Here is a 20,966-nt window from a genome sequence, read left to right as displayed (position 1 = left end):
GGCGGAACAGCGGGAGGTCCTTCATGACGCAGCCGGACATGCCCACACCGCCGTGGGAGCGTCCGCCCAGGCGACGTACGCCGGCCAGGGTGCCCCTCAGTCGCGAGCGGATCGTCGACGCCGCCTACACGATCCTCGACCGTGAGGGCTACGACGGGCTGAGCATGCGGCAGGTTGCCGCCGAACTCGGCGTCGCCGTCTCGGCGCTGTACGTGCACGTACGCGACAAGGACGAGCTGCTGCAGCTCATGTACAACCGCACGTTCGAGGGCTACGAGATTCCGGAGCCCGACCCCGAGCGCTGGCGGGAGCAGGTCATGGACTTCGCCCGTCAGGCGCGGGAGCGGCTGCTGAGCCATCGCGACCTGGCGAAGATCACGATGGCTCACGTTCCGTTCACACCCGAGCTGCTCCCCTACGTCGAGCGGCTGCTGGCCGTCCTCGGCGCCGCCGGGCTGCCGCGGCGGGTCCTGGCCATCTCCGGCGACCTGCTGTCCACGTACATCAACGGGTTCGCGCTGGAGGAGAGCCTCTGGCAGGAGCGCTACCGCGAGACCCACGACTCGTGGCACAAGCTGCGCGACGAGGTCAACGGCTACTTCGCCTCGCTGCCGCCCGACCGGTTCCCGAACCTGGTGCGGCTCGCCGACATCATGATGGACGAGTCGAACGACTACCGGTTCGAGCTCGGCGTGGAGATCATCCTGCGCGGTCTCGCCTCCTACATCGGTGAGCCGGACCCCGACGAGGAGCACGAGGCGAGCTGAAGGAGGGCTAGGCGACCTCGCGGATCCGCGGCGCGAGCAGGACCGGCAGGTGGGCGAGCGTGTAGACCCCGCAGGCGGCCCAGAACGCGACGCGCACCCCGGCGAGCTGACCCAGCGTGCCCGCCAGCAGGCCGCCGAGCGGCATCGGGCCCCACATCAGGAACCGCATGGTGGCGCTCAGCCGGCCGAGCAGGTGCGGCGGGCAGATCGACTGGCGGTAGGCCCCCTGCGCCACGCTGAACACGGTGGTCGCCACCCCACTGGCCGCCAGTGCCACCGGCAGGATCAGCAGGCGGGGGCCCGCCGCCGTCAGCGCCAGCGGGGCGGTGCAGACCGTGGCCGCCCAGGCCGCGGCGTACATGGCCCGGCCCGTGCCCAGGCGGGCCGCGACCCGCGGGGCCAGCCAGGCGCCCGCCACCCCGCCCACCGCGCCGGCCGACAGCAGCATGCCGTACGTGCCGGGGCTGGCGCCGACCTCGCGGACCAGGTAAAGCGGCACTGTCGCCGACCACAGGCCGAACGACAGCATCATCAGCGCCCCGACCGCGGCGACCCGGCGCAGGACGGGCTGCCCGGCGACGAACAGAAGCCCCTCGGCGATCTCCGGCCACAACCGGCCCCCGCCCCTGACGGCCCTTCCCCTGCCCCTGGCGTCCCTTCCCCCGGGTTCCTCGTCCGCGCGTACGCCGAGGAGCAGCAGCGCGGACCCCGCGTAGCTGAGGGCGTCGGCGACCACGGCGATCGGGGCGGTGAGCGCCTGCACCAGCCAGCCGCCGATCCCCGGGCCCGCGAGCTGCGCGAGCGACTGGTTCGCGGCGAGTGTGCCGTGCCCGCGGGCGAGGTCCTCCCTGCCGACGATGGACGGGAGGTAGCTCTGGTGGGCGACGTCGAAGAAGACCGTGCACAGCCCGTTCACCACGGCCACGGCGTACATCTGGGGCAGGCCGAGCACGCCGAGCACGGCCGCGGCCGGGACCGACAGCAGCGCCAGCGCGCGGACCGCGTCGGCGGCGACCAGCACCGGACGGCGCCGCATGCGGTCCACCCAGGCTCCGGCGGGCAGGCCGACCAGCAGGAACGCCACCATCTCCGCGGCGGTGAGCAGCCCCACCTCGAACGGGCTCGCGTGGAGGGTGAGCGCCGCCGTGAGCGGCAGGGCGACCAGGGAGACCTCGCTGCCGAGCTTGCTGATCGCGTCCGCACCGGCGTATCGCCGGAAGTGACGCACGCGCCACAGGCTTCTCGGTGCCGCCTCGGTCATGGCGGGACATGCTGGCAGCCGGAAGATCCACTGGTCAAAGGATTATCCGCCCGCGGCGGTAGGCTGGCGGCGTGCAGGCGACCGTGCAGAGCTTCGACCCCGCGACCCGCTCGGGCTGGGTCTTCCTCGACGACGGCACCCGGATCCCGTTCGACGGCGAGGCGTTCGGCGCCGGGCCGCTGCGCCACCTGCGCCCCGGCCAGCGGGTCGCCCTCGTCATGGCGGACGACCGCGTCACCTACGTGACGCTCTCCACGTTTCCGACGCCCTGAGTTTCCGGCCTCCTCGACGTCAGGCCGCTTTGTTCGCTCCTCCGTCGATCATCAGGTTCGCGCCGTTGACGCTCGCCGCGTGCGGTGAGGCGAGGTAGGTCACGAGGGCCGCCACCTCGGCCGGTTCGATCAGCCGTCCCGTGGTCATGCCCGCTCTGGCCGGCAGCCCGGCCAGCAGCTGATCGAGCGGCACTCCCAGCGCCGCCGCCAGCTCGGCGCCGTAGCCGTCGGGCGCCTCCCACATCGCGGTGCGGACCACACCGGGTGAGACCGTGTTCACCCGCACCCCCTGTGGCCCGAACTCCTCCGCCAGGGCCTTGCCGAACGCGTTGAGCGCCGCCTTCGCCGTGGTGTACGGCATCGGACCCACGTGCGGCGTCCGGGCGCCGTTCGAGGAGATGTTCACGATCACGCCGCGGCGGCGCAGGATGCCGGGCAGCGCGGCGCGGGTCGTGCGGACGGTGGCGAAGAAGTTGAGCCCGAACCACGAGAGCCACTCGTCGTCCGCGAAGCCGAGGAATCCCCGGACGCCGTTCGCACCGGGGTCCCCGCCCCCCACGTTGTTGACCAGCAGGTCGAGGTCCTCCCCCAGCTCGGCGACCGCGCGCTCGACCAGGTGCGCCGGGCCCTCGGGCGTCGAGAGGTCCACCGGCACGGCGATCGCGCCGGTCTCCTTCAGCTCCGCGGTGACGTTCCGCGCGGCCGCCACCACGCGGACGCCCTCCGCGGCGAGCGCGGCGACGATCGCCAGCCCGATGCCACGGCTGGCGCCCGTCACCAGCGCCGTACGTCCCGTGAGTCCCATGTCCATACCGGATCCCTCCGCACTATTCGCGACTTTGATGATGCGAATAACCTATTACTCGCAACATAAGTGTTGCAAGTCATGAGCCAACGGAATCCCCCCGGTAGCATGTAGGGGTGCCAGCAGCCCAGCATTCCCCGCAGCTCGGGAAGCGTCCGCTCCGGGCCGACTCCGAGCGGACCGTGCGGACGATCCTCGAGGCGGCCGAGCGCGTGTTCGCCGCCAATCCGGCGGCGACCATGGAGCAGGTCGCCCAGGCGGCCGGAGTCGCCCGCACGACCGTCCATCGCCGTTTCGCCACCCGCGAGGCCCTGGTGGAGGAGCTCACCGGCTGGGCCGCCCGCCAGTTCGCCGAGGCCGTCGCGTCGGCACACGTGGACAGCACCCCGCCCCTCGTCGCGCTCTACCAGGTCACCGCCAACGTCCTGCGGGTGAAGACGAACTGGTGGTTCGCCATGAGCCGTACGGGCGACCGCGCCCACCCCGAGGCCGCCCGCGTGCACGAGGAGGTCCGCGACGACTGCGAGCGGCTGCTCCGCCGGGCCCGCGAGGCGGGCGTGCTGCGTCCCGACGCCGATCTCGGCTGGACCCGCCGCGTCTACTACGCCCTCATCCACGAGGCCGCCGCTGAGGGCGTGGCCGAGGGCGGGGAAGCCGAGGCCCTCGCGACCCGGGTCGTGGACGCCCTGCTGCGCGGTTTCGGCTCCCCCACGGCGCCGGTCATCGCCTGACCGGCCGCCCGCAGGCCGCTCTCCCGTTTCCGTCCTCCTGACCTGGGCGGGGTTTGACCCGATCACGCCGCCGGGGTTCTACTGGAGAGGCTCTGACGCGTCGCCGCACGACTACGAGGAGGTGGTCGGGATGACTTCCGGCAGTAGTCCGCAACCATCCCATCCCGTCGCCTTCCCCGGCGCGACGCGAAGCTCCGGCGTCGTCGAGGCGGTCGCCGCCCGCTGTCACGCCAGGTGACGGGTTCTGATCCGTGCCGGATGCCCGGCACGAGACAGGAGGTCCGTCATGACGATCACGATTTCCGTTCCGTTCACGCTGCCGCAGGTCCTGCGCCGGACGGCCCGTGTCCTGTTCCCCGTCCTGATGCCTCTCGCCCTCGCACTGGTGGGTTCCGCCGACGCCGGTATCGGCCTGCAGGTGGCGCTGGAAATCGTGCTGCTGGTCCTCCGGCACCTGCTGCGGGCCTGAGAGGCCGAGACGGCGGCTACGCCCTCACCCGGCTGGCCCGGGACTCCAGGTAGCGCTGCTCGGCCATGCTGGCGGTGGCCTTCGCGGCCCGCCGGTAGTGCTCGTACGCTCCGGCCCTGTCGCCGGTCTTCTCCAGCAGATGCGCGCGCACGGACAGCAACCGGTGATGTCCGGCCAACCGCTCGTCACCGTCCAGCGTGGACAGCAGGGCCAGCCCGGCCTCCGGGCCCTCGATCTCGGCGAGCGCGATCGCCCGGTTGAGGGTGACCATCGGGTTGGGCGCGATCCGCTCCAGGATCAGGTAAAGGGCGTGCACCTGCGGCCAGTCGGTCTCCGCGGCGGTGGCCGCGTCGGCGTGCGTGGCGGCGATGGCGGCCTGCAGCTGGTAGGGCCCCAGCGCCGGGCCGGCCAGCGCCGCCTTGATCAGCTCGACGCCCTCGTCGACCAGCCCGCGGTCCCACTTCGTGCGGTCCTGCTCGTCCAGCGGCACCAGATCGCCGGCCGGGGTCGTACGTGCCTCCCTGCGGGCGTGGGTCAGCAGCATCAGCGCGAGCAGCCCGGTGACCTCGCCGTCGCCGGGCAGCTGGGCGTGCACCATCCGGGTCAGCCGGATCGCCTCCTTCGCGAGGTCGGCGCGGTGCAGCTCGCTCCCCGAGGAGGCGGTGTAGCCCTCGTTGAAGATCAGGTAGAGCACGTGCAGGACGACCAGGAGCCGCTCCTGGAGCTCCGCGCCGTCGGGCAGGCCGAACGAGCTGCCGGCGGCTTTGATGCGCTGCTTGGCCCGGCTGATCCTGGCCGCCATCGTGGCCTCCGGCACCAGGAACGCGCGGGCGATCTCGGCGGTGGTCAGGCCGCCCACCGCCCGCAGCGTCAGGGCGACCTGGGAGGCCGCGGTCAGCGTGGGATGGCAGCACAGGAAAAGCAGGACGAGCGTGTCGTCGGTGTCCGGCACGTCCTGCGGCAGCACCTCGACGGCGGCCGTCACCGACTCCCGCTCACGGCGCGCGTGGTCGCTGCGCATCTGGTCGATGAGCCGCCGGGACGCCACGGTCGACAGCCAGCCGCGCGGGTTGTCCGGCACTCCCTCGGCCGGCCACTGCACGGCGGCGGCGAGAACGGCCTCCTGCACGGCGTCCTCACACCCCTCGAACTGGCCGTGCCGGCGTACCAGCGCGCCGAGGACCTGCGGCGTGAGCTCACGCAGCAGGCCCTCGATGACCGGTGCTGTCATGCCTCCAATTGTCCGTCAGCGAACATGACCTGCCGCACCTCGACGCCGAGACCCTCGATCGCGGTGTCCGGGATCTGCGCCGCCAGCTCGATCGCCCGCTCCTTGCTCTCGCAGTCGATCAGGTAGAAACCGCCCAGATACTCCTTGGCCTCCAGGAAGGGGCCGTCGGTGACCACCGGCTGGCCTTTGCGCACGGACACCACCGCGGCCTGCGACGGGTCGACCAGCGCCAGCGTGGTGATCAGCTCTCCGGACTGCTTCAGCGCCTCGATGAACCTGCCGTGGCCATCGCCGATCGCCGCCTTCTCCTGGTCGGTCAGCGCGTCCAGCACGGCCGGGTTGATGTGCATGCTGATCAGGAACTTCATCTCGTTCTCCTCGTGGTTCGCGAACCCCCTCCGGGCCCTTCCACCGGTTGGTCGGAGCCGCCGCCGCCGTCTTGACACGTACCCGCGTCAAAAAACTCCCGGCAGCTCCGACCAACCGGCGAGACATCGAGAGAACAGGGAGTTTCGACATGCGAGTCAACCGGGCCTGGCTGGGACTGGTCGTCCTGGCGCTGCCGGCGTTGCTCGTCGCGATCGACGCGACGGCATTGCTCCTCGCGCTGCCACAGCTGAGCGCCGGGCTGGGGGCCACCAACGTCGAGCAGCTGTGGATCAGCGACAGCTACGGGTTCATGGTGGCCGGCCTGGTCATCACGATGGGCACGCTCGGCGATCGGATCGGACGCCGGCGGCTGCTGCTGATCGGCGGAGCGGCGTTCCTGGCGCTGTCGGTCGTGGCCGCCTTCGCGGTCAATCCACTGATGCTGATCATCACGCGTGCCCTGCTGGGCGTCGCCGGGGCGACCCTGGCGCCGTCGACACTCGCCCTGATCACCAACATGTTCCGGGACGAACGGCAGCGGGGCAGAGCCATCGCGATCTGGGCGACCTGCCAGTTCACCGGCGGGGCGCTCGGGCCCGTGCTCGCGGGATTCCTGCTCCAGCACTTCTGGTGGGGTTCGGTGTTCCTGGTCGCCGTGCCGGCGATGGCGTTGCTGCTGCTCGCCGGGCCGGTCCTGCTGCCGGAGTTCCGCAGTGACCAGGCCGGCCGGCTCGACCCGCCCGGCGTCGTGCTGTCGCTCGTGGCGGTGCTCCTGATGGTCTACGGGATCAAGCAACTGACCGTCGAGAGCGTGCCGGCCGTCCCGGCGGCGGCCCTCGTCGCCGGCGCGGCCGCCGGCTTCCTGTTCGTACGACGGCAACTGCGGCTGGAGGCGCCGCTGCTGGACCTGCGACTGCTCCGCAACCGCCCCTTCACCGCCGTGCTCGTCGCGCTGGTCTTCGCCGGTGTCGCCATGGCCGGCACCGGCCTGATGGTGACCCAGTATCTGCAGGGTGTGCTGGGCTTCTCGCCGGTCACGTCGGCGTTGTTGTTCGCACCGATGGGCCTGGGCACGGCGGTCGGCACCATGGCCGCGCCGGCGCTGGCCCGCCGGGTGAAGCGGACGACCGCCATCGCCGGCGGGCTGGCGGTGTCGGCGATCGGCAGCCTGCTGCTGATCGGCGCCGGCGGCGCGGCCGCCCTGCCACCGGTGGTGCTCGGCATCACCGTGCTGGCGCTGGGCACGGGCCCGCTGTTCGCGCTGGGCACCGGGCTGGTCGTCGGGTCCGTGCCGCCGGAGCGCGCCGGCTCGGCGGCGTCGATGTCGGAGACCGGCAACTACTTCGGCGGTTCGCTCGGCCTCGCGCTGCTCGGCGTGGTGGCCGCGGTGGTCTACCGCGGCCGGATGGACGGCACGTCCGACTCGCTGGCCGGCGCGGTCGCCGCCAGCCGGCACCTTCCCGCCGTCCAGGGCGCGCACCTGCTGCATGCCGCGCGTGAGGCGTTCACGGCCGGCCTGCATGTCACCGGTGTGGTCGCCGCGGTCGTCTTCGCCGGGCTGGCCGTGCTGGTCCTGGCGATGCGTCCGGCGACCCGGGCCACCGCATCCGCGGTCCCCGGCTACGAGGCCGGCTACGAGGCGACTCCCTCGTAGCGCCCTTCAGGCGGCACCCGCAGCGCGATCATCGCGATGTCGTCCTCGCCCGTCACCGGCATCCGGGTGAGCAGTTCGTCGCAGAACCGGTGCAGGGGTTCGCGGGCGAGCGGCTCCGCCCACCGCCGCAGCCGTTCGAGCCCGTCGCCGAGGTCCTCTCCCCGCCGCTCGACGAGGCCGTCGGTGTAGAGCAGCAGCGTGCTGTCCGGCGGCAACGGTTCGACGGCGCTGATCCACGGCTGCTCGTGGGAGACACCGAGAAGGGGGTTGCCCGCGTCCTGGAGGAAGCGGGTCTCCCCCTCGCCGGTCACCAGCAACGGCGGCGGGTGCCCGGCCACCGAGTACACCAGCCGCCACAGGCCCTCGTCGTCCCGTTCCAGGCGGGTCAGGACGCAGGTGGCGGTGCTCTCGCCGTTCAGGACCTCCAGGGCGGTGTTCAGCCGCCGCAGGACGTCGCCGGGGAACTCGTCGCGGTCGACGGCGAGCGCCCGCAGCATGTTGCGCACCTGGCTCATGCTTACGGCGGCGGCCAGGTCGTGCCCGGCCACGTCGCCGATCACCAGCTTGACGGCGCCGCGGGACGACAGGAACGCGTCGTACCAGTCGCCGCCGATCTCGGCGGCGGTAGGGCTCGCCTGGTAGCGCGCGGCGAGCTCCAGGCCGGGGACGTGGGGCGGCTCGGCCAGCAGGCTGTGCTGCAGGGCCAGCGCCACCCGCTGGGTGCGCCGGAAGCGCAGGGCGTTGCCGATGGCGTCGTGCGTGTGATCGAGGATCTGCCCGATCAGATCGATGTCCGCCGGGCTGATCGGCGGCCGGTCCCCGCAGACGCAGGCCGTGACCACGGCCGCGACCTCGCCTTCGACGACGATCGGGAGGACGACCGCGTTGTGCGCCCCGACCTCGGCGATCCAGGTCCTGACCGCCTCCGGGTAGCGGAACGGAGGACGTCCGCGGGGAAAGGATATGTGGGCGGGGCGGCGCTGCCCTACCGCTTGCCGCAGCACCTCGGCGGAGTAGTGCTCCTGCAGCATCGGCAGCCTCGGCAATCCCTCACGTACGGCGCAGCAGAGGCGCTCGGCGACGATGGTGCGCGTGTGCGGAAGGCCGCCGTTCGGCTCGGGAAGCAGGTGGACGTCGCAGGTGTCGGCGAGCTCGGGCACGACCACGTCGGCGAGCGCATGGCACATCTCCTCCAGGTTGGTGATGTCGCTCGCCGCGGCCGCGGCGCGGTCCAGCAGCCGGCGGCGGCGCTCCTCCTGCCACTCCTGCTCGACGTCGGTGGAGGTGCCCACCCACTCCACCACCGCGCCGTTCTCGCGCACCGGCACGGACCGGAACCGGATGTGCCGGTAGGCGCCGTCGCGGGTGCGGACGCGGTAGGTCACCTCGTAGGGCGAGACCGCCTGTTCGGAGGCCTTGTCCCACCACTCCTCGGCGTGCACACGGTCCTCGGGGTGCAGGGCACGCATCCAGCCGCGGCCGAGACTCTCCTCCGGCGTCTGTCCCGTCAGCCGCTGCCAGCCGTAGCTTTCTCTGGACTCGCCGTGCGGGCCGGTCACCCACACCCCGTGGGTGCCCGCCCACATGATGCTCTGGTAGCGGCGCCGGAAGCGGCGCAGCTCCTTCTCCATGGCGCGCATCCGCCGCGTGGCGGCCATCTGCGCCGTGACCTCGTGGACCACCGCCAGCAGTCCCCACTCACCATGCTGCAGGGGCACGCGGGAAAGGCTCATCCGGAAGAGACGCTCGTGTGGTCCGTCGCCCCTGTCCGCGGTCACGCGGACGTCGTCGAGACGCGCCGTCTCCCCCGTCGCCAGCACCTTGTCGAACACGGCAAAGGTGTCCTGCCCCACGAGGTCGCCGAAGGTCTCCCGCACCGGCGCCCGTACCGTCCGGTCCCCGAACATCCACCGGAAGGCGTCGTTCGCGTAGAGCAGCCGATGCTCTTTCCCGCCGGTCACCAGGACCGCGACCGGCGCCTGGTCGAACACGTCCAGCGGCACCTGGTTGGACGCGCGTTTTCGCCCTGCTTGTGTCACAGGACCTTGACCGACTTGCACTACTTGTTCCCCCGGACTGACCGTGTGCACGTGATCGAGGGGTCCCCCGCATACGCGCCCTACGACTCGCTTACCTGAGATTACACGCGTTTACCCAGGTCAGACAGGGGAGCCGCGGCCCCGTGCGGCTGCGGCACCGGCCGGGAAACGACGAACGGCGCCCGGGGGCTCCGAGCGCCGTCCACTGGTGCGGGATGGGGCCGGCTACTTCTTCTTGGCAGCCTTCCCACCCGCGTTGACCTGCTCCTTGAAGTCCGCACCAGGCCGGAACCTGGGCGCCCAGCTCTCCTCCACCTTGATCGGATCCCCGGTGGAAGGGTTGCGGGCCGTGCGGGCCGGCTTGTGCACCATCTCGAAGGCCCCGAATCCGGTGATCGAGACCTTGTCCCCGCCCGCGACAGCGCTCTGGATGGCGTCGAGGACGGCGTTGACGGCTTCGGTCGCCGTCTTCTTGTCGCCGACACGATCCGTGATCGCGTCGACGAGTTCTTTCTTGTTCATTTCGGTTTCCTCCCCCTTACGCGCTTGAAATTAGGGGACGAGGTCGCGGGACTTCAATCACCGGGGGGCATGTTTCGCCTGCTCGGCGTGTCGAATGTGCCGTCCAGATAGGCGATGAAGGCGTCCAGCCGGGCGGCCGCATGGGCTATGTCCCGCTTTGCCACGTCACAGATAGCAAGCAGCCGTCGCGCCAGGCGGGCCTGCTCCTCCTGTGGTAAGGCTAACGCTCTGACGCGGCGATGCGCATCACGCAGTCGCCGCGCCAGCAGCTCATCTCGGGTCTGAGGATCGTTCAGACAGTCGTCGGCAGCCATGGCTGCCGTCCATTCTCGTACTCCTCGATGGCGTCCGCGTGACGCAGGGTCAGCCCGATGTCGTCGAGGCCCTCCATCAGCCGCCAGCGGGTGTAGTCGTCGATCTCGAACGAGGCCACCAGGTCGCCCGACCGCACCTGGCGCTCCGCCAGGTCGACGGTGATCTCCGTCTTCGGGTCGGCCTCGGCCGCGTCCTGCAGGCGCTCGACCACGTCCTCGGGCAGGATGACCGGCAGCAGGCCCATCTTCGTGGAGTTGTTGCGGAAGATGTCGCCGAACCGCGAGGCGATCACGACGCGGAAGCCGTACTGCTGGAGGGCCCAGACGGCGTGCTCACGCGAGGAGCCGGTGCCGAAGTCGGGCCCGGACACCAGGATCGACGCGCCCTCGTACACCGGGTCGTTCAGCACGAAGGACGGGTCCTCGCGCCAGGCGGCGAACAGGCCCTTCTCGAAGCCCGTACGGCTGACCTGCTTAAGCCAGACCGCCGGGATGATCTGGTCGGTGTCCACGTTGCTGCGGCGCAGCGGCACGGCCCGGCCGGTGTGAGTGGTGAAGGCATCCATGATGATCTCTTCCTGGGACTGGGGCGGGCGGACTAGAGGTCGGCGGGGGCGGTCAGCCGGCCGGTCACCGCGGTCGCGGCCGCCACCTGCGGCGAGACCAGGTGAGTGCGCCCGCCCTTGCCCTGGCGGCCCTCGAAGTTGCGGTTGGAGGTCGAGGCGCTGCGCTCGCCCGGCTTCAGGGTGTCGGGGTTCATGCCCAGGCACATCGAGCAGCCGGCCTCGCGCCACTCGGCCCCCGCCGCTTTGAAGACCTCGTGGAGGCCCTCCTCCTCGGCCGCCTTCTTGACCCCCATGGAGCCCGGGACGATCAGCGTACGGGTGACGACCTTGCGGCCCCGCAGGATCTCGGCGGCCGCGCGCAGGTCCTCGATCCGGCCGTTGGTGCAGGAGCCGACGAAGACGGTGTCCACCTGGATCTCGCGCAGCGGCGTGCCCGCGGTCAGGCCCATGTACTCCAGCGCCCGCTCGGCGGCGGACCGCTCGACCGGGTCGCCGAACTGCTCGGGCGCCGGCACGGCGGAGCCGAGCGGCGCGCCCTGGCCCGGGTTGGTGCCCCACGTGACGAACGGCGTGAGGGTCGAGGCGTCGATCTCCACGACCTTGTCGAACTCGGCGTCGTCGTCGGTGCGCAGCGTCTTCCAGTACTCGACGGCCCGGTCCCAGGACTCGCCCTCGGGTGCGTGGGGACGGCCGCGCAGGTACTCGAACGTGGTCTCGTCGGGGGCGATCATGCCCGCCCGCGCGCCGGCCTCGATCGACATGTTGCAGACGGTCATGCGGCCCTCCATGGAGAGCTTGCGCACGGCCTCGCCGCGGTACTCGACGATGTAGCCCTGGCCGCCGCCGGTGCCGATCTTCGCGATGATCGCGAGGATCAGGTCCTTGGCGGTCACGCCGACCGGCAGCTCGCCCTTGACCTCGATGGCCATCGTCTTGGGCCGGTAGGCGGGCAGCGTCTGGGTGGCCAGCACGTGCTCGACCTCGGAGGTCCCGATGCCGAACGCGATGGCGCCGAACGCCCCGTGGGTCGAGGTGTGCGAGTCGCCGCAGACGATCGTCATGCCGGGCTGGGTCAGCCCGAACTGCGGGCCGATGATGTGCACCACGCCCTGACCGGCGTCGCCCATCGGGTGCAGGCGGATGCCGAACTCCGCGGCGTTCTTGCGCAGCGTCTCGACCTGCGTGCGCGACACCGGGTCGGAGATCGGCCCGAGCACGGTCGGGACGTTGTGGTCCTCGGTGGCGATCGTGAGCTCGGGGCGACGCACGGTGCGGGCGGCCATGCGCAGGCCGTCGAACGCCTGCGGGCTGGTCACCTCGTGGATGAGGTGCAGGTCGATGTAGAGCAGGTCGGGTTCGCCTTCGGCACGGCGTACGACGTGCTGCTCCCAGACTTTCTCAGCCAGTGTGCGACCCATGGTTGTGACGCCTCCTCGCGTTCAGACCCCCGCGGTCGTGTCTCTCATGATGAGACGGAAATATCGGGATATGGACACTGTATCTGCTGTTGCCCAACATTGCGTTTGCATCTCGTATGGCGAGACGGCAGTATCGGGGTATGGACAACTCTAGCGGGGTCGGAGTACTCGACAAGGCGGTTCTCGTACTCAACGCCCTGGAGGCGGGCCCCGCTTCCCTGGCACAGCTCGTCCAGGCGACCGGCCTGGCCAGGCCGACGGCCCACCGGCTCGCCGTCGCGCTGGAGCACCACCGCATCGTCTCCCGCGACACGCAGGGCCGGTTCATCCTCGGGCCCCGCCTGTCGGAACTGTCCACGGCGGCGGGCGAGGACCGGTTGCTGGCCGTCGCCGGCCCGGTGCTCACTCATCTTCGCGACCTCACCGGAGAGAGCGCTCAACTTTACCGGCGCCAGGGCGACGAGCGGGTCTGCGTGGCCGCCGCAGAGCGCGCCAGCGGACTGCGCGACACGGTGCCGGTCGGCTCCGCGCTGCCCATGACCGCGGGCTCCGCCGCGCAGATACTGCTCGCCTGGGAGGAGCCCGACCGGCTCCACCGCGGCCTGCGGGGGGCGAAGTTCACCGCCGCCACGCTCGCGAGCGTACGCAGGAGGGGCTGGGCGCACAGCGTCGGCGAGCGCGAGCAGGGGGTGGCGAGCGTCTCCGCGCCCATCCGCGGCGCGGGCGGCAAGGTGATCGCCGCGGTCTCCGTGTCCGGTCCCATAGAGCGGCTGACCCGTACGCCCGGCCGGATGCACGCCGCCCCCGTCGTCGCGGCCGCCGAGCGGATAACCGAAGCCATGCGCCGCGCGAACTGATCGGAGAGCGGCGTCCCGGCAGTCCTGGCGCCCCTCCCGCCGGTGTTCGCCCCCGTGGCGTCACCCGGAGCGGCGCCTCGCCGCGCCGCCGCCCACCCGCGAAGATCACTCGCAGGCTCCGCCGCGAGCTCCTCCTCCGCCTCGCGATGCACCACTTCGAACACCGCTTCTTCCGGGCAAATCCTGGCGGTCGCGGCACTAGGCTGGCGGGGTGACAGACCGCATCGAGGCAGCCGCCGCTGAACTGCGTCCCCTGCTCCAAGAATTCATCCTCTGGGCGCCGGACAACGCACCCGGCAGCGACCCCGACCTCGTGGGCCCCGTCGCCCTGTGGCATCGGCTGATCGCCCGCAACGACGTCGGGCTGTGGAAGCGCGGCGACCTGCGCACGGTCCTGCTGGAGCGCATGCCCCAGGTGGTCGAGGACCCCGACGCCGCCGCGGACGGCATGGTCCCCGCCGTCCGGGCCTATCTGACCTTCCTGTCGTCCACCGGGCGGCTCTCGCCGGGCTCGGCGACCCTGGAGACCCTGCTCGCGGAGCTCGACGAGGTCGAGGACGACTTCGTGGACGCGATGGAGGACGCCATCGCCGAGCGCGACTGGGACGAGGAGGAGGACGAGCTCGACGAGGACGAGGCCGACGAGGGCCTCGGCGACTTCGAGCCGTTCGCCGACGAGATCGGCGCCCTGCCCACGATCAGGCTGCGTCCTGACAACGAGCTGGCCGAGGCGGCCCGCGGGGTGACGCTCATCGCGCAGGCCCGCGACCTGGCGCTGTGGGTCGGCACCGGGCGCAAGGTGGGCGAGGAGACGCTGCTCACCGAATCCGAGGTGGACGAGGCGGTGCGCACGCTCGGCCTGCCCGACGCGCGCAACATCTGGAACCTGTGGAACCTCGCGATCGACCTGGAGTTCCTCGCCCCCGACGGCGACGACACGGTCAGCGTGGACTCCGACACCGCCGCCTGGCCCTTCGAGGACGACGACGACGTCCTGGACGCCTGGATGCTCGGCCTCCACTCGCTCGACTACGGCGACCCTGAGCTTGACGACGACGACCTCACGCTGGCCCTGTCCGGCCTGACCCGCGCGCTGCTGATCCGCGTGCTGCTGGCCGGCGGCACGCGGCCGGTGCCCTCGCTGCGCGAGGAGCTGGCCGAGGCCGCGGCGGAGTACGACGACCTGGGCGCCGACGCCTGGGCCGCGGCCGGCGACCCGCTCGCCTCCGTGCTCGCCTGGCTGACCGGCTACGGCATGGTCACGGTCGAGGGCGAGGCGGTGACCCTGACGCCGCTCGGCACGGAGGGCCTCGTCCACCTGCTGGACGACGAGGACATCGAGATCGACGCCCGTCCCGCTATCGACGCGATGACCGCGCTCGACCTGCTGTCGTTCAGCGCCGACATGTCCGAGGAGGAGGCCGACGAGGAGTTCGCCGCCTGGCTCGCCATGCGCGACCCGGCGCGGGCCGCCGCCGAGCTGCTCGAAGCCGCCGCCGAGGAGGAGGCGGACGCCCTCGTGCGGGTCCAGGCCGCCAGCCTGGTGGGCTCCCTGGGCGAGGCCGCCATCCCCGCCTGGCAGGAGGCGCTGAAGGAGCCGTCGCTGCGGCCGTACGCCGCGACGCACCTGACCCAGATGGACGTCGAGGACGCCCCGGAGCCGACCCAGGCCGACACCCACTGGCTGATCCTCGACATGTGGACGATCTCCGCCGGACTCGGCCGGCCGGAGTTCGTGTCCAGCCTGCACGACATCGGCCCGGCGCAGACCCTCATCGGGCTGCTCGACGTGATCTGGAAGGTCCACCACCCCCACATCGAGGAGCTGCTGGACCTCATCGGCGAGACCCACCCGGACAAGCAGGTGGTCAAGGCCGCCAAGCGGGCGCTGTTCAAGGCGCGGTCGGGACACTAGCGGCTCGGCGAGGCCGGGGTGGCGGCGGACACCGCCGCCCCGGCCTCGCCGCCGCTGCCGTCACGTCAGGATGACCGACCCGGGCGCGCGGACTTAGTCTGGTCGCGTGACCCCGTTCTCACCCGTGGTGAGCGCTGTGGCGTGGTGGCAGCCGGCCGTCGATCTCGCCCTCGCGCTCGTGCTGTCGGCGGCCATCGGGCTGGAGCGGGAGATCCGGCAGAAGAGCGCCGGGCTGCGCACCCACACGCTGGTGGGGTTCGGCGCCGCGTTGTTCATGCTCGTGTCCAAGCACGGCTTCTCCGACATCCTCGGCGACTCCGTGGTGCTCGACCCGTCGCGGGTGGCGGCCCAGATCGTCTCCGGCATCGGCTTCATCGGCGGCGGGCTGATCTTCGTACGCCGCGACGCGGTCAAGGGGCTGACCACCGCCGCCGCCGTGTGGCTCACCGCCGGAGTAGGCATGGCCGCGGGAGCCGGCCTCTGGCTGCTCGCCGTCCTGGCCACGGCGGGGAACTTCGTCGTGATGCTGGGGCTCACCCCGCTGGCCGCCCGCCTCCCCCGCTCCAAGCACGCCCAGTCGCGACTGCGCCTGTCGTACGCGGACGGCCGGGGCGTGCTGCGCCGGGCCCTGGCCGAGTGCACGGGCCTGCGTTTCGTGGTCGACGAAGTGTCGCTTGAACAGCGCGGCACGAGCCAGGAGGCCGGCACGGTCACGGTCACCCTGCTGATCCACGGCCCGGGCTCGATCGCGGACCTCACGAGCAGGCTGGCCGAGACGGAGGGCGTGCTCACCGTCGCCTGCGCCGACGCCGAGCACCTTTAGCCGGGGTCCGAGAGCCTCACGCTTTCGCAGTCCCCACCAGTCCGAGGTCGCGCAGGCTCTCCGCTGTCTGCACGATCGCCGTCTCGGCGGGGCGCGGACGCCATGCGAGTTCGTCGCGGGCCCGATCGTTGTGGATGATCGGTCGCGGCGGATCGATCCCGGGCGCCTCCTGTGTGGGAACGCGCGCGGCGAACGGGCCGAGCCGCCGGCGCAGGATCTCAGCCACCTCCAGGAAGCTCAGCGCCGGGCCGTCGGCGACCGCCAGGTAGCGCTTGCCTGCGGCCTCGGGCGCGGCCATGGCGCGGATGTGCAGGTCGGCCACATCGCGCACGTCGACGATGCCGAAGCGCCGGCGGGGCGCGACGGTCATCGTCCCGTCGAGCATCGCCTTGATCAGCTGCACGGAGGAGCCCGGCGCGGTCGCCAGGATGGGCCCGAGGATGAACGTCGGGTTGACCACGACGAGCTCGGTGTCGCCGCCCTCACGCTCCATCAGGTCCCACGCGGCCCGCTCGGCGATCGCCTTGGAACGCGGGTAGGGCGCCAGTCCCGGGGTGTCAGGATCGGTCCAGTCGGCCTCGGTGAACTCGGCGCCCGGCTTCGGCGTGTATCCGACCGCGGCGAAGGACGAGGTGAGCACGACGCGCCGGGCACCCGCGTCGCGCGCGGCGCGCAGCACCCGCAGCGTACCCTCGCGGGCAGGGACGATCAGCTCGCCGGGATCCTCGGGCTGGACGGCCGGGAAGGGCGAGGCGACGTGATGGACCTCGTCGCACCCGGCCACCGCGGCGGCCCACTCGTCGTCGGCCGTCAGGTCCGCGGCTACGATCTCCAGGCCGGCGTCGTCGGCGTCGCCGCGGCGCACCGCGGCCCGCAGACCGGCCTCGCGTGCCGTCGAACGCACGGTCGCGCGCACGGATCGCCCGGCCCGCAGCAGCGCCGCGATCAGCTGCGTGCCCACGTAGCCGGCCCCGCCGGTGACCAGAACCCGGCTCATAGCAGCCCCCTCAAGCGACCGACCGTGTCCACGAGACGCTGCGTCGCCTCGGCCTCCGCCACGGTGTCACCACGGTCGCGGGCGTCCCACAACGCCGCCTTCTCGCGCAGATAGCCGAGCCGCACCTGCTGGGCGGCGATCTCGGCCGCGATGCGCTCTGCGTGACGAAGCAGCAGATCACGCTGCTCGGCCGCCGCCGCCCGCCCGCGTGCGCGGTTGGCCAGGTAGGCGCGCATGTCCCCGATACCCACGCCGGCCGTGCGCAGACAGGCCAGTGCCTCGATCACATCGAGGTCCTCGTCGCGGTAACGGCGGTGCCCGCTGTTCTCGTCGCGGTCGATCGGGCCGATCAGCCCGACGTCTTCGTAGTAGCGCAGCGTCGGCTCGCTCAGCCCGCTGCGCCGGGAAACGTCCTGGATGGTGATGGTTGCCATGTCAGGCAGCAGACCACACTTCAAGCGCTTGAAGTCAAACACGCCAGAGCAGGGCCAACGGCCCATGAGCAGGGCGCGGCGTCCATGAACGGCAAAAACCCCCGGCACGGGGAAGTGCCGAGGGTCTTCGATGATGAAGCAGCCCCCGACCGGAGTCGCGCCCGCGCAGCGGGCCATGAGCAGGGCGCGGCGTCCATGAACGGCAAAAACCCCCGGCACGGGGAAGTGCCGAGGGTTTCCGATGATGAAGCAGCCCCCGACCGGAGTCGCGCCCGCGCAGCGGGCCATGAGCAGGGCGCGGCGTCCTTGAACGGCAAAAACCCCCGGCACGGGGAAGTGCCGAGGGTCTTCGATGATGTAGCCCCGACCGGATTCGAACCGGCGCTACCGCCTTGAGAGGGCGGCGTCCTAGGCCACTAGACGACGGAGCCGAGTGCAGTGAAGTAGTCCCGAGCGGATTCGAACCGCCGTTACCGCCTTGAGAGGGCGGCGTCCTAGGCCACTAGACGACGGAGCCGAGTGCAGTGAAGTAGTCCCGAGCGGATTCGAACCGCCGTTACCGCCTTGAGAGGGCGGCGTCCTAGGCCACTAGACGACGGGACCTTGCACTGCGCTGTTTCCAGCAGAATCCCTTGGGGGGATCCAGCTGGGGTACCAGGACTCGAACCTAGACTAACGGAGCCAGAATCCGTCGGGCTGCCAATTACCCCATACCCCATCTGCTTGCGGGGGCCTCGCGGCTCTCGCTTGCGACTCCGAAAGAATAGCCCAGCTTGCGACCCACTACCAAAACGATTGCGGCGCGCCTCGCGATCTCGTGATCCGATCGCCCGTACGCAGGGCCGATCCCCCTGATGGAGGAGGCCGCTCCTCCTGCGCGCAGGGCCGGATCCTCCTGTGCGAGGCTGGGGGAAACGTCAGCACCACGTGAGGAGCCGCCAGCCATGACCACGGCCGCGAACCCCTTCCTCAGCCCGAGCACCCTGCCCTACGGGCTGCCCCCCTTCGAGGAGATCAGGGAGGAGCACTACGGGCCGGCGTTCGAGCAGGGCATGGCCGAACAGCTCGCGGAGGTCGAGGCGATCGCCGAGAACCCGGAGCCCCCGACCTTCGAGAACACCATCGAGGCGCTGGAGAGGTCCGGCGCCCTGCTCGAACGGGTCTCCGCGGTGTTCTTCAACCAGGCGTCCTCCGACACGACGCCGGGCGTCCAGGAGATCCAGAAGGACGTCACGCCGAAGCTCGCCAAGCACGCCGACGCGATCCACCTCAACGCCACGCTCTTCGCGCGCATCCAGGCGGTCGAGACGGCCGACGAGGAGCAGGCGTGGCTGCTGAAGCGCTACCTCACCGACTTCACCCGTGCGGGCGCCACGCTGGGCCCGCAGGACCAGGCCAGGCTCAGGGAGATCAACGAGCGGTTGTCGGCCCTGGGGACGGCGTTCCAGCAGAACCTGCTCGCCGACACCAACGAGCGGGCGGTGGTGGTCGAGGACGTCGCCGAACTCGACGGGCTGTCGCAGGACGCGATCCAGGGGCTCGCCGACCAGGCCAGGGAGCGCGGGCTGGACGGCAAGTATCTGATCACGCTGGTCCTGCCCACCGGGCAGCCCACCCTGGCCGAGCTGACCAACCGGTCCCTGCGTGAGCGCATTCACCGGGCCTCGATCGGGCGCGGCGTGGCCAACGCCGAACTGATCAAGGAGATCGCGGTCCTGCGCCGGGAGCGCGCACGGCTGCTGGGCTACGAGAACCACGCGGAGTACGTCCTGGCCGACCAGACGGCGGGCACGACGGGGGCGGTCACCGAGATGCTCGACCGGCTCGTGCCGCCCGCCGTGGCCAACGCGCGCAAGGAGCAGGCGGACCTGGAGGAGCTCGCCGGCCACCCGATCCAGCCGTGGGACTGGGCGTTCTACTCCGAGAAGGTGCGCAAGGCCCGCTACGACATCGACAGCAGGCGCATGCGTCCGTACTTCGAGCTGAACACCGTGCTGGAGAAGGGCGTCTTCGACGCGGCCTCGCGCCTGTACGGCGTCACCTTCCACGAACGCTCCGACCTGTACGGCTACCACCCCGAGGTGCGGGTCTTCGAGGTGCGCGACGAGGACGGCTCCCCGCTGGGCCTGTTCCTCGGCGACTTCCACGCCAGGGCCTCCAAGCGGGGCGGGGCGTGGATGAACAGCCTGGTGAAGCAGTCGGGCCTGGAGGGCACCAGGCCGGTCGTGGTCAACAACCTCAACATCGTCAAGGGTGAGCCGACCCTGATGACGTTCGACGAGGTCAACACCATGTTCCACGAGTTCGGCCACGCGCTCCACGGGTTGTTCTCCGACGTGCGCCACCCCCGGTTCTCCGGCACGGCGGTGCCGCGCGACTTCGTCGAGTACCCCTCCCAGGTGAACGAGATGTGGGCGACCCATCCGGAGATCCTGGCCGAGTACGCCCGGCACCACGAGACGGGCGAGCCGATGCCGCAGGACCTCGTCGACCGGATGCTGGAGACGCAGAAGTTCAACCAGGGCTTCGCCACGCTGGAATACCTGGCCGCCACCCTGCTCGACTGGGCCTGGCACACGGCGTACGACGGCGAGCAGGACGTGGAGGAGTTCGAGAGGTGGGCGCTGCGTGAGGCCGGGGTGGACCTGCCGGCCGTCCCGCCGCGATACCGCAGCATGTACTTCGCCCACATCTGGGCGAGCGGCTACAGCGCCGGCTACTACTCCTACATCTGGAGCGAGGTTCTCGACGCCGACACCGTCGAATGGTTCAACGAGAACGGCGGGCTGCGCCGGGAGAACGGCGACACCTTCCGCCGGGCCCTGCTGTCCCGGGGCGGCAGCGTCGACTCGATGACGGCGTTCCGCGAATTCCGGGGCCGCGACCCGGAGATCACTCCCCTGCTGGACCGCCGCGGGCTGCTGTAGCGGTCACGGCCGGGTGAGCGCGGAGATGGCCTGCCGGAGCCAGTCCTTCTCCGCGGCGGTCACGGCCCGGGCGACGAGCATCATGCCGCGGCGGAACGGATCGGGCGTCTCCTCGGCCCTGAGGGGCCTTCCGCCGCGGTAGAAGAAGCTCGCCGGCGTCTCCAGGAAGGCCAGGCGCCGGCGCAGCACCCGCGCCTGGTCCTCGGCGTCGGGCAGCCGGGACAGGAACGCCAGCACCGTGAAGAACCTCGCCTGGTCGCTGATCTCGACATCGGACGGCTCACGCAGCCGCCTGAGCAGCTCCTCCCGGCCTCGCTCGGTGATCGAGAGCACCTGACGCCGGGCGGCGCCCGAACCCTCCTCCTCGTGCCGCTGAAGGAGGCCGGCGGCCTCCATCCGGGCGATCGCCGGGTAGAGCGCGCCGTCGCTGACCGGCCGGACGTGCCCGCTCAGCTCGGCGATCCGCTGCTTGAGCTCATATCCGTGCATGGGCTCCTCGTCCAGGAACCCGAGGATCGTCAACGCCAGGTCGCCGCTTGCCACGGAGGCATCGTATCGTTATACCTCTATTCGATGTATCTCGATTAGAGGGGAA

At 71.2% G+C, this 20,966-nt stretch carries 21 protein-coding genes and 4 tRNA genes; 9 read left to right on the top strand and 16 right to left on the bottom strand.

Features of this window, described 5'->3' with window-relative positions; translation table 11 throughout:
* Positions 1-23 precede the first annotated feature (23 nt).
* Positions 24-767, top strand: a complete 744-nt coding sequence (locus BXA11_RS20805) for a TetR/AcrR family transcriptional regulator (protein WP_076436945.1) — start codon at positions 24-26, stop codon at positions 765-767.
* Between the two features lie 7 nt (positions 768-774).
* On the opposite strand, the gene BXA11_RS20800 is transcribed toward BXA11_RS20805, so the two are convergent.
* Entirely contained in the window at positions 775-2,028 is a 1,254-nt protein-coding gene (locus BXA11_RS20800; protein WP_076436943.1) for an MFS transporter, read from the bottom strand.
* A gap of 71 nt (positions 2,029-2,099) precedes the next feature.
* On the opposite strand from BXA11_RS20800, the gene BXA11_RS20795 reads away from it, so the two are divergent.
* Positions 2,100-2,300 carry a hypothetical protein gene (locus BXA11_RS20795; protein WP_076436941.1) on the top strand — a complete coding sequence of 67 codons (201 nt, stop codon included), beginning with the start codon at positions 2,100-2,102 and terminating at the stop codon, positions 2,298-2,300.
* Between the two features lie 19 nt (positions 2,301-2,319).
* Here BXA11_RS20795 and BXA11_RS20790 read toward each other — a convergent pair whose 3' ends face one another.
* Positions 2,320-3,111: an SDR family NAD(P)-dependent oxidoreductase gene (locus tag BXA11_RS20790; protein ID WP_076436939.1), complete on the bottom strand. Its 792-nt coding sequence runs from the start codon at positions 3,109-3,111 to the stop codon at positions 2,320-2,322.
* Between the two features lie 110 nt (positions 3,112-3,221).
* On the opposite strand from BXA11_RS20790, the gene BXA11_RS20785 reads away from it, so the two are divergent.
* The gene (locus BXA11_RS20785) at positions 3,222-3,836 is read left to right on the top strand and encodes a TetR/AcrR family transcriptional regulator (protein ID WP_076436937.1); all 615 of its coding nucleotides are present in this window, start codon (positions 3,222-3,224) and stop codon (positions 3,834-3,836) included.
* 286 nt (positions 3,837-4,122) lie between these two features.
* A complete protein-coding gene (locus BXA11_RS20780) occupies positions 4,123-4,305 on the top strand; it encodes a hypothetical protein (protein WP_030506059.1) in 183 nt (60 codons plus the stop codon).
* 16 nt (positions 4,306-4,321) lie between these two features.
* On the opposite strand, the gene BXA11_RS20775 is transcribed toward BXA11_RS20780, so the two are convergent.
* Together BXA11_RS20775 and BXA11_RS20770 are read right to left on the bottom strand one after the other, a co-directional pair.
* Positions 4,322-5,536 carry an RNA polymerase sigma factor gene (locus tag BXA11_RS20775; RefSeq protein ID WP_076436935.1) on the bottom strand — a complete coding sequence of 405 codons (1,215 nt, stop codon included), beginning with the start codon at positions 5,534-5,536 and terminating at the stop codon, positions 4,322-4,324.
* Positions 5,533-5,904: a YciI family protein gene (locus BXA11_RS20770; protein WP_076436933.1), complete on the bottom strand. Its 372-nt coding sequence runs from the start codon at positions 5,902-5,904 to the stop codon at positions 5,533-5,535. The genes BXA11_RS20775 and BXA11_RS20770 overlap by 4 nt, the downstream gene beginning before the upstream one ends.
* Positions 5,905-6,053: 149 nt before the next feature.
* Between BXA11_RS20770 and BXA11_RS20765 the strand changes: the two genes are divergently transcribed.
* Entirely contained in the window at positions 6,054-7,559 is a 1,506-nt protein-coding gene (locus BXA11_RS20765; RefSeq protein WP_076436931.1) for an MFS transporter, read from the top strand.
* On the opposite strand, the gene BXA11_RS20760 is transcribed toward BXA11_RS20765, so the two are convergent.
* From BXA11_RS20760 to leuC, 5 genes are all read right to left on the bottom strand, one after another.
* Complete coding sequence (locus tag BXA11_RS20760) at positions 7,538-9,598, bottom strand: SpoIIE family protein phosphatase (RefSeq protein WP_204053784.1); 2,061 nt, start codon at positions 9,596-9,598, stop codon at positions 7,538-7,540. The two genes, BXA11_RS20765 and BXA11_RS20760, sit on opposite strands and share 22 nt — an antisense overlap.
* 225 nt (positions 9,599-9,823) lie before the next feature.
* Complete coding sequence (locus BXA11_RS20755; protein ID WP_030506067.1) at positions 9,824-10,120, bottom strand: HU family DNA-binding protein; 297 nt, start codon at positions 10,118-10,120, stop codon at positions 9,824-9,826.
* 53 nt (positions 10,121-10,173) lie between these two features.
* On the bottom strand, positions 10,174-10,434 hold the full coding sequence (locus BXA11_RS20750) for an SCO5555 family protein (protein ID WP_076436929.1): 261 nt from the start codon (positions 10,432-10,434) through the stop codon (positions 10,174-10,176).
* Complete coding sequence (gene leuD / locus BXA11_RS20745; protein ID WP_076436927.1) at positions 10,413-11,000, bottom strand: 3-isopropylmalate dehydratase small subunit; 588 nt, start codon at positions 10,998-11,000, stop codon at positions 10,413-10,415. The genes BXA11_RS20750 and leuD overlap by 22 nt, the downstream gene beginning before the upstream one ends.
* 32 nt (positions 11,001-11,032) lie before the next feature.
* Positions 11,033-12,418 (bottom strand): 3-isopropylmalate dehydratase large subunit, encoded by a 1,386-nt coding sequence (leuC, locus tag BXA11_RS20740; protein ID WP_076436924.1) that lies wholly within the window; start codon positions 12,416-12,418, stop codon positions 11,033-11,035.
* 140 nt (positions 12,419-12,558) lie between these two features.
* Between leuC and BXA11_RS20735 the strand changes: the two genes are divergently transcribed.
* The 3 genes from BXA11_RS20735 (at position 12,559) to BXA11_RS20725 (ending at position 16,013) form a co-directional block, all read left to right on the top strand.
* Entirely contained in the window at positions 12,559-13,275 is a 717-nt protein-coding gene (locus tag BXA11_RS20735; protein WP_030506070.1) for an IclR family transcriptional regulator, read from the top strand.
* A gap of 211 nt (positions 13,276-13,486) precedes the next feature.
* Positions 13,487-15,190 (top strand): hypothetical protein, encoded by a 1,704-nt coding sequence (locus BXA11_RS20730; protein WP_076436922.1) that lies wholly within the window; start codon positions 13,487-13,489, stop codon positions 15,188-15,190.
* Positions 15,191-15,296: 106 nt separating this feature from the next.
* Positions 15,297-16,013, top strand: a complete 717-nt coding sequence (locus BXA11_RS20725) for an MgtC/SapB family protein (protein WP_239105095.1) — start codon at positions 15,297-15,299, stop codon at positions 16,011-16,013.
* 16 nt (positions 16,014-16,029) lie between these two features.
* Here the strand turns inward: BXA11_RS20725 and BXA11_RS20720 are convergent, their stop codons facing one another.
* The 6 genes from BXA11_RS20720 to BXA11_RS20695 form a co-directional block, all read right to left on the bottom strand.
* Complete coding sequence (locus BXA11_RS20720) at positions 16,030-17,010, bottom strand: NAD-dependent epimerase/dehydratase family protein (protein WP_076436920.1); 981 nt, start codon at positions 17,008-17,010, stop codon at positions 16,030-16,032.
* Entirely contained in the window at positions 17,007-17,444 is a 438-nt protein-coding gene (locus BXA11_RS20715) for a MerR family transcriptional regulator (protein WP_076436917.1), read from the bottom strand. Before BXA11_RS20715 ends, BXA11_RS20720 begins: the two co-directional genes overlap by 4 nt.
* Positions 17,445-17,802: 358 nt before the next feature.
* Positions 17,803-17,875: transfer RNA gene (locus tag BXA11_RS20710), tRNA-Glu, on the bottom strand.
* Between the two features lie 13 nt (positions 17,876-17,888).
* Positions 17,889-17,961, bottom strand: a tRNA-Glu gene (locus BXA11_RS20705).
* A 13-nt stretch (positions 17,962-17,974) separates the two neighbouring features.
* Positions 17,975-18,047, bottom strand: a tRNA-Glu gene (locus tag BXA11_RS20700).
* A gap of 43 nt (positions 18,048-18,090) precedes the next feature.
* Positions 18,091-18,162 (bottom strand) — tRNA-Gln (locus BXA11_RS20695).
* Positions 18,163-18,388: 226 nt separating this feature from the next.
* Between BXA11_RS20695 and BXA11_RS20690 the strand changes: the two genes are divergently transcribed.
* Positions 18,389-20,371, top strand: coding sequence for a M3 family metallopeptidase (locus BXA11_RS20690; RefSeq protein ID WP_076436915.1), 1,983 nt, complete (start codon positions 18,389-18,391; stop codon positions 20,369-20,371).
* A gap of 3 nt (positions 20,372-20,374) precedes the next feature.
* Here BXA11_RS20690 and BXA11_RS20685 read toward each other — a convergent pair whose 3' ends face one another.
* Entirely contained in the window at positions 20,375-20,914 is a 540-nt protein-coding gene (locus BXA11_RS20685; RefSeq protein ID WP_076436913.1) for a PadR family transcriptional regulator, read from the bottom strand.
* Positions 20,915-20,966 lie beyond the last annotated feature (52 nt).

It is taken from the genome of Microbispora rosea (assembly GCF_900156315.1).
In the GTDB taxonomy this organism is placed as follows: domain Bacteria; phylum Actinomycetota; class Actinomycetes; order Streptosporangiales; family Streptosporangiaceae; genus Microbispora; species Microbispora rosea.
This window is presented reverse-complemented; position numbering and strand designations above follow the sequence as displayed.